Consider the following 7617-nt stretch of genomic DNA (forward strand, 5'->3'; position numbering starts at 1 on the left):
ACCCGGAAGCTAAGCCCTCCAGCGCCGATGGTACTGCACTCGGGAGGGTGTGGGAGAGTAGGACACCGCCGGACAATCATTCCAGTCAGGGCCACCCTTCGGGGTGGCCCTGACTGCGTTTCCACGCCCGTTCACCGCCCGGCACCTAGGGCGCCGGGCAGGGGCTCAGCGGCTCTGGATGCCCTCGCGAATGCGGCGGAACAGCCTCGCGGAATCGTCCACGGAGCGGCCCGGGAACATCGCCATCACCACGCTGCCGTGGTCGGCCCAACCGCAGATCGCGAAGTCGCCGCCGTCCCCGCTGGTGGTGCCGCACTTCATCACGCCGCCCAAGCGGCCGGCATCCACCTCGTGCACGCCGTTCACCTTGCCGGCCTCGTCGGCCATCAGGTCGAAGAGGCTGTTCAAATCCCGTTCCGGCTGCCAGAGCAGAGTCGTACCGCCGAAGACGAGCACCGCCCGTTTGGCGTCCGCCGGATCGCTGTAGACGGTGCCGAAGCTGCGGTCCAGCTCGATGTCGGCGGCGAAACCGCTGCGCAGGTAGTCCGCGGTGCTGCGGGCCCGCTCACTGTCGTCGCGGGTCAGCCCGGCCACCTGCACCGGCGTGGCCAGGCTGGTGTCCTTCTGCTGAAGCACCCGCCAGCCGCCGGCGCCCAGCGCCCCGGCCCCCGCCAGCCCGGCGACGAGCGCGATGCTCAGCGCCACCCGCCGACGGCGGGACATCGGACGCTTCCCCTCGGGGTCGTACGCGTCGTCGCGGCGGCTCAGGTGGATCGGCTCGTCGGTCAGGTCGACCGGGTCGGGCCCGTCGCCGAGCGGACGCTCGGTGAGATGTGCGTCGGACATAGCCGACACCGTACGCGAACACCAGGTGGCGCACGTCAGGTCCGGAGAAGCGCTCCGTAGACTTTCAGGGTGACCGAGAGACTGGATGCCCGACGCCCCGACGCCCCGACCCTTGCCGGCCAGTACCAGCCCGGCGAGGTAGAGCAGCGACGGTACGAGCAGTGGGTAGCCGCCGGCCACTTCCGGGCATCGGCGGAGAGCGACAAGCCCCCCTTCACCATCGTCATCCCGCCCCCCAACGTCACCGGCTCCCTGCACATGGGCCACGCGCTCGACCACACCGTGCAGGACGCGCTGATCCGGCGTAAGCGGATGCAGGGCTACGAGGCGCTCTGGCTGCCCGGCATGGACCACGCCGGCATCGCCACCCAGAACGTGGTGGAGCGGCAGCTCGCCGCCCAGGGGCTGTCCCGGCACGACCTCGGCCGGGAGAAGTTCATCGAGCGGGTCTGGCAGTGGAAGGCCGAGTCCGGCGGGGCGATCCTCGGCCAGATGCGCCGCCTCGGCGACTCCGTCGACTGGGACCGCGAGCGCTTCACCATGGACGAGGGCCTCTCCCGGGCCGTGCAGACCATGTTCAAGAAGCTCTACGACGACGGCCTGATCTACCGGGCGAACCGGATCATCAACTGGTGCCCGCGGTGCCTGACCGCCCTGTCCGACATCGAGGTGGAGCACACCGACGACGAGGGCGAGCTCGTCTCGATCCGGTACAGCGACGAGGTGGTGGTGGCCACCACCCGCGCCGAGACGATGCTCGGTGACACCGCGGTGGCCGTCCACCCCGACGACCCGCGGTACCAGCACCTGATCGGCACTGAGGTGCCGGTCCCGCTCACCGACCGGCGGATCCCGATCGTCGCCGACGAGCACGTGGACCCGTCCTTCGGCACCGGCATGGTGAAGGTGACCCCGGCGCACGACCCGAACGACTTCGAGATCGGCCAGCGGCACGACCTGCCCGCACTGACGATCATGGACGAGCGGGGCATCATCACCGCGCACGGCCCGTTCCAGGGCCTGGACCGGTACGAGGCCCGCCCGGCGATCGTCGCGGCGCTGCGCGAGCAGGGCCGGATCGTGGCCGAGAAGCGGCCGTACGTGCACGCGGTGGGGCACTGCTCCCGCTGCCGTACGACGGTCGAGCCGCGGCTGTCGCTGCAGTGGTTCGTCAACACCGCCCCGCTGGCCAAAGCGGCCGGTGACGCGGTGCGGGATGGGCGGGTGCGGATCGAGCCGGCCGAACTGGCGAAGCGCTACTTCGCCTGGGTCGACAACATGCACGACTGGTGCATCTCCCGGCAGCTCTGGTGGGGCCACCGCATCCCGGTCTGGTACGGCCCGGACGGCGAGATCGTCTGCGTCGGCCCGGACGAGCAGCCGCCCACCGGCGAGGGCTGGCGCCAGGACGAGGACGTCCTGGACACCTGGTTCTCCAGCGGGCTGTGGCCGTTCTCCACGCTGGGCTGGCCGGAGCAGACCCCGGACCTGGCGAAGTTCTACCCGACCAGCGTGCTGGTCACCGGCTACGACATCCTCTTCTTCTGGGTCGCCCGGATGATGATGTTCGGCCTGTACGCGATGGACGGCAAGCAGCCCTTCGACGTGGTCGCCCTGCACGGCATGGTGCGGGACGAGCACGGCAAGAAGATGTCGAAGTCGTTCGGCAACGTGGTCGACCCGCTGGACTGGATCGACCGGTTCGGCGCGGACGCCACCCGGTTCACCCTGGCCCGGGGCGCCAACCCCGGCGGTGACGTGCCGGTCAGCGAGGAGTGGTGCCAGGGCTCCCGCAACTTCTGCAACAAGCTCTGGAACGCCACCCGGTTCGCGCTGATGAACGGCGCCCACACCAACGGCCCGCTGCCGGCGGTGGACGAGCTGTCGACCGTCGACCGGTGGATCCTGTCCCGGCTGTCGCACGTCGCCGCCGAGGTGGACGAGCAGTTCGAGGCGTACGAGTTCGCCAAGGTGTGCGACCTGCTGTACCACTTCGCCTGGGACGACGTCTGCGACTGGTACGTGGAGCTGAGCAAGCCGGTGCTGGCCGAGGGCGGCCCGGGGGCCGAGGCCACCCGCCGGGTGCTCGGGCACGTGCTGGACCAGCTGCTGCGGCTGCTGCACCCCATGATCCCGTTCGTCACCGACGAGCTGTGGACCGCGCTGACCGGTGCCGACACGGTGCTGACGGCGGCGTGGCCGGTGGCTGACCGTGCGCTGGTCGACGACGCCGCGGAGGTCGAGGTCGGCACCCTTCAGCGGGTGGTGACCGAGATCCGGCGGTTCCGCTCGGACCAGGGGCTGCGGCCGACGCAGCGGGTCGCGGCGCGGCTCGACGGGCTGGCACCGGCGGGGATCGCCGCGCACGAGCGGCTGATCCGGTCGCTGGTCCGGCTCGACGCTCCCGCCGAGGACTTCCAGGCCAGCGCCACGCTGGCCATGCCGGGCGAGGTCAGCGTCGCGCTGGACACCCGCGGCTCGATCGACGTGGCCGCCGAGCGGGCCCGGCTCACCAAGGACCGGGCGGCCGCCGAGAAGGAGGCCGCGCAGGCCCGGGCGAAGCTGGACAACCCGGCGTTCGTCGGCAAGGCCCCCGAACCGGTGGTCGCCAAGATCCGCGAGCGGCTGGCCGTCGCCGAGGCGGACCTGATCCGGATCGACGCTGCCCTGGAGGCGCTGCCCTCGTGACCGACCGCACCGAATTCGCCGCCGTCGACGCCGCCCTGGCCCGGCGCGGGTTCACCCGCATGCACTTCGAGCTGGATCGGATCGAGAGCCTGCTGGACCTGCTCGGCAGCCCGCAGCGGGCGTACCCGTCGATCCACCTGACCGGGACCAACGGCAAGACCTCGACGGCCCGGATGATCGACTCGCTGCTGCGGGCGTTCGGGCTGCACACCGGTCGCTACACCAGCCCGCACCTGGAGACCGTCCGGGAGCGGATCAGTCTGGACGGGGAGCCGGTCGGCGAGGAACGCTTCGTCGCCACGTACCGGGAGGTGGAGCCGCTGGCCGAGCTGGTCGACCAGCGCTCCGCCGAGCCGCTGACCTACTTCGACATGACCACCGCGTTGGCGTTCGCCACGTTCGCCGACGCGCCGGTCGACGTCGCAGTGGTCGAGGTGGGGCTCGGCGGCGCGGAGGACGCCACCAACGTGATCCAGGCCGGGGTGGCGGTGCTCACCCCGATCGGGCTGGACCACACCGAGTGGCTGGGCGACACGCTCGAGGACATCGCGCTGCACAAGGCGGGGATCATCCACAAGGGCGCCACGGTGATCGCCGCCGCCCAGGAGGAGGAGGCCGCCCGGCCGATCCTGGAGCGCTGCGCCGAGGTGGGCGCCACCATCGCCCGCGAGGGCTCGGAGTTCGGCGTGCTCCGCCGGGCGGTCGCGGTCGGCGGGCAGGTGCTCACCATCCAGGGCCTCGGTGGCGTTTACGAGGAGGTCTTCCTCCCGCTGCACGGCGCCCACCAGGCGCAGAACGCCGCCGTCGCGCTGGCCGCCGTCGAGGCGTTCCTCGGGGCGGGCGCGAGACGACAGCTCGACATCGAGGCCGTCCGGGAGGGCTTTGCCGCGACCAGCTCGCCCGGCCGGCTGGAGAAGGTCCGCACCGCGCCGACCGTCCTGCTCGACGGGGCGCACAACCCGCACGGGATGGCCGCCACGGTCACCGCGTTGCAGGAGGAGTTCGCGTTCAGCAAGCTGGTCGGCGTGCTCGCCGTGCTCGGCGACAAGGACGCGGCCAGCCTGCTGGAGCTGCTGGAACCGGTGCTCGACTCGCTGGTGGTGACCCGCAACAGCTCGCCCCGGGCGATGCCGGTGGACGAGCTGGCCGCGCTGGCCCGGGAGGTCTTCGGGCCGGAGCGGGTGCAGGTCGCCGAGGAGATGCCGGACGCCATCGAGGCGGCCGTGGCCGAGGCGGAGTCCGATGTTCCCGGCGAGCTGTCCGGCGTCGGCGTCCTGATCACTGGTTCGGTGGTGACCGTGGCCGACGCCCGCCGGCTGCTCAAGCGATGACCGGCCCGGTGGAGGAGCGGCCCGAGGGCGGCGCGGCGGGCCGGCCGGCTGGCGGACCCGAGGCCGGGTCGGTGCCGACGGGTACCGGTGGGCCTGGGGCCGCCGGTCGCGCGCCGTCGACGGGTACCGACCAGGCCGGGTCGACGGCGGGCGGCCCGGAGCAAACCGCCGCCGGTGGGGATCCGGGCGGAGCCGGGCCGGGCGAACGGCGGTCCGGGCTGCGGAACCCGGAGAAGGCCGTACGCGGCCTGGGCGCGGGCACGCTCGCCCTGGAGGCGCTGGTGCTGCTGCTCGCCGTCCAGCCGATCCGGGTCGTCGGCGGGAACCTCGGCGGCGCCGCCATCGCGGCGATCGTGGCGCTGGCCGTGGCCTGCGTCGTGCTCGCCGGACAGATGCGGCGCTCGTGGGCCTGGAACGCGGGCACCGTCCTGCAGGGCCTGCTCATGCTCTCCGGGCTGCTGCACTGGTCGCTGCTGGTGCTGGGCGTCATCTTCGCCCTGGTGTGGGCGTACGCGCTGCACGTCCGGCGGGTCATCCTCAGTTGACCGCGGGCCCGGCGTAAAGGGTCAGACGTCGGCGAGGCTGCGCCACTGGGTGAGGGCGATGCCGTGGCCGTCCGGGTCGCGGAAGGCCGCCGCCCACACCTCCAGCTTGCTGCCCCGGTTGACCACCCGCGGGGCGTACGTGAAGCGGACGCCGGAGCTGCGCAGCCGCTCGTACGCGGCCTGGATGTCGTCGACCTCCAGGTTGACGTGCACCAGTCGGCGGCTGATCGGGGCGGCCCCGGTGACCTCGCGCAGCACGAGGCGGGTGGGCCCGGAGGCGAGGACCGCGTTGCCGGTGCCCCGGTCGAGCTCGTCGAAGCCGAGGGTCCGGTAGAACTCCAGCGACCTGGCGAGGTCGGTCACCAGCAGGGTGATGCCGATGCCGCTGATCGGGGTGGCCACCTCGGCCGCGTCGTCGCCCGCGTACCCGAAGATGGCCTCGTCCAGCTCCTCCGCGGTCGGCCCGGCCTCCGGCGCGGGGTCGTCCAGCGGCAGGTCGATCGGGTCGACCCGCACGGTGTCGTAGAACCGCTCCTCGGCCGGCGGACGCTGGACCGGGGTGGCCCGGCGGGGCAACGGGTCGGGCTTTGACTGCTCGACGAACGTGCCCTCGAGCACCTTCGGGCCGCCGGGGCTCTGGTGCACCACCACCGGCTCGCGCTCCTCGGGCAGGACGGTGACGTCGTCGACGAGCGGGTCCGGGGCCGGCGGGAAGTCGTCGCGGAAGTCGTCCTCCGGACGGTCCACCCACGGCGGCGCCTCCTGCGCGATCAGCACCTCCTCGACCGGGTCGACGTCGGCGTACTCCAGTGGGAGGTCGGCGACACCGGCGTTGGTCTCGGCGTGGGTCGGCACCTCGTCCCAGAGCACCCGGACGTGACGCTGGTCGTCCAGGGCCACCCGGATCGGCAGCGCCTGGCCCAGCGACGGCCACTTGGCGACGGGCACCCGCGGCTCGATGATCTTCTTGGACCGGGGCGGCAGCCCGGGAGCGTCGATCACCAGCTGGAGCTCGCAGCGGCCGAAGGCGTACTGGGTGGGAGGCTCGGAGGCGCTGTGCACGTGTCCCACCCCGACCACCCAGGTGCGCCCGCCGCCCCGGACCGTGGCCAGGGCGATCGCCAGCACCAGCAGCGCGACGCCGAGCGCCACGATGGCCCAGCTGGTCATGCCCAGCCCGAACAGCACGATGAAGGTCGCCACGGTGCCCAGCACCGCGCCGATCAGCTTGCGTACCGGCGCGATGGTCCGGCTCCCGCCATTCGCCACAGTGGACCTCCCAGGGGTCTACGGCCAGGCTAGGCCGGATCGGCGAACGAGGGAAAGAGCGGCCGCCGCGCCGGCGCCGGGACCGGGTCGCTAGGCTGACCGTACCCAGCCCGACCCGCTTCCGCGCACAGGAGGAACCCAGCGTGTCCAGCAGCAGCCCGGATGAGCGCTCGCTCGTACTGATCAAGCCCGACGCGGTCCGCCGCGGTCTGGTGGGCGAGATCATCTCCCGCTTCGAGCGGAAGGGCCTGCGGATCGACGTGATGGAGACCCGGACGATGGACGGCGACTTCGCCGACCAGCACTATGCCGAGCACGTGGACAAGCCGTTCTACCCGCCGCTGAAGGCCTTCATGACGGGCGGTCCGCTGGTCGCCCTGGTGCTCTCCGGCGATCAGGTGATCGAGGTGGTCCGGGGCATGCTCGGCAGCACCGACGGCCGCAAGGCCGCCGCCGGCACCATCCGGGGCGACTTCTCCCTGTCGAACCGGGAGAACCTGGTGCACGCCTCCGACTCGGCCGACAGCGCCAAGCGGGAGATCGCGCTCTGGTTCCCCGAGCTGGGCTGAACCCGTCGTGGTGACGGCCCCGACCCCGGGCGGGTCGGGGCCGTTCCGCGTCTTCAGCCGGGCAGCCGGGTGAGCTTCTCCGGGTTGCCGACCAGGTACAGATCGGTGATCACCCCGTCGGCGGCGGCGAGGGTCAGCGCGTAGCGCGCCCCGCCGGGCCAGTGCAGCACCAGCGCCGGGCCGCCGTTCAGCTCGGCGGGCGCCGCCTCGACGGTGGGGCGCCGGTGCCCGTAGACGCCGGTGAAGAAGCGGGCGACCCGGTCCCCGCCGTGCACCGGGTTGCGCGCCGCGCGGACCCGCCCGCCGCCGTCGGTCCAGGCGGTGGCGTCGACCGCGACCAGCTCGGTCAGCCGGGCCAGGTCGCCGTCG

6 protein-coding genes, 1 rRNA gene and 1 pseudogene are annotated in these 7617 nt (G+C 72.6%); 5 read left to right on the forward strand and 3 right to left on the reverse strand.

Going from position 1 to position 7617, the window contains the following annotated elements; translation table 11 throughout:
• Nucleotides 1-74, forward strand: a 5S ribosomal RNA gene (rrf, locus tag DKL51_RS37460); the annotation flags it as partial.
• A 91-nt stretch (nucleotides 75-165) separates the two neighbouring features.
• Here rrf and DKL51_RS12880 read toward each other — a convergent pair.
• Nucleotides 166-846, reverse strand: coding sequence for a hypothetical protein (locus DKL51_RS12880; RefSeq protein WP_109947759.1), 681 nt, complete (start codon nucleotides 844-846; stop codon nucleotides 166-168).
• A 69-nt stretch (nucleotides 847-915) separates the two neighbouring features.
• Here DKL51_RS12880 and DKL51_RS12885 point away from each other — a divergent pair, with 69 nt between their 5' ends.
• From DKL51_RS12885 to DKL51_RS12895, 3 genes are read left to right on the forward strand one after another with little or no spacing between them, the layout of a single operon-like run.
• On the forward strand, nucleotides 916-3534 hold the full coding sequence (locus DKL51_RS12885) for a valine--tRNA ligase (protein ID WP_109947760.1): 2619 nt from the start codon (nucleotides 916-918) through the stop codon (nucleotides 3532-3534).
• Nucleotides 3531-4865, forward strand: a complete 1335-nt coding sequence (locus DKL51_RS12890) for a bifunctional folylpolyglutamate synthase/dihydrofolate synthase (RefSeq protein WP_109947761.1) — start codon at nucleotides 3531-3533, stop codon at nucleotides 4863-4865. Before DKL51_RS12885 ends, DKL51_RS12890 begins: the two co-directional genes overlap by 4 nt.
• Nucleotides 4862-5410 (forward strand): DUF4233 domain-containing protein, encoded by a 549-nt coding sequence (locus tag DKL51_RS12895; RefSeq protein ID WP_243422757.1) that lies wholly within the window; start codon nucleotides 4862-4864, stop codon nucleotides 5408-5410. The genes DKL51_RS12890 and DKL51_RS12895 overlap by 4 nt, the downstream gene beginning before the upstream one ends.
• Nucleotides 5411-5431: 21 nt before the next feature.
• Here the strand turns inward: DKL51_RS12895 and DKL51_RS12900 are convergent, their stop codons facing one another.
• On the reverse strand, nucleotides 5432-6679 hold the full coding sequence (locus tag DKL51_RS12900) for a VOC family protein (RefSeq protein ID WP_109947762.1): 1248 nt from the start codon (nucleotides 6677-6679) through the stop codon (nucleotides 5432-5434).
• A 143-nt stretch (nucleotides 6680-6822) separates the two neighbouring features.
• Here DKL51_RS12900 and ndk point away from each other — a divergent pair, with 143 nt between their 5' ends.
• Nucleotides 6823-7248: a nucleoside-diphosphate kinase gene (gene ndk / locus DKL51_RS12905; RefSeq protein ID WP_109947763.1), complete on the forward strand. Its 426-nt coding sequence runs from the start codon at nucleotides 6823-6825 to the stop codon at nucleotides 7246-7248.
• Nucleotides 7249-7301: 53 nt separating this feature from the next.
• Here ndk and DKL51_RS34905 read toward each other — a convergent pair.
• Nucleotides 7302-7617 (reverse strand): annotated as a pseudogene (locus DKL51_RS34905) (RNA polymerase subunit sigma); the annotation flags it as partial.

Source organism: Micromonospora globispora (assembly GCF_003857015.1).
Lineage (GTDB): Bacteria > Actinomycetota > Actinomycetes > Mycobacteriales > Micromonosporaceae > Micromonospora > Micromonospora globispora.

Coding starts and splice junctions, on each gene's coding strand:
- DKL51_RS12895 (WP_243422757.1), top strand. CDS start 4,862: ATGACCGGCCCGGTGGAGGAGCGGCCCGAGGGCGGCGCGGCGGGCCGG.
- DKL51_RS12880 (WP_109947759.1), bottom strand. CDS start 846: ATGTCCGACGCACATCTCACCGAGCGTCCGCTCGGCGACGGGCCCGAC.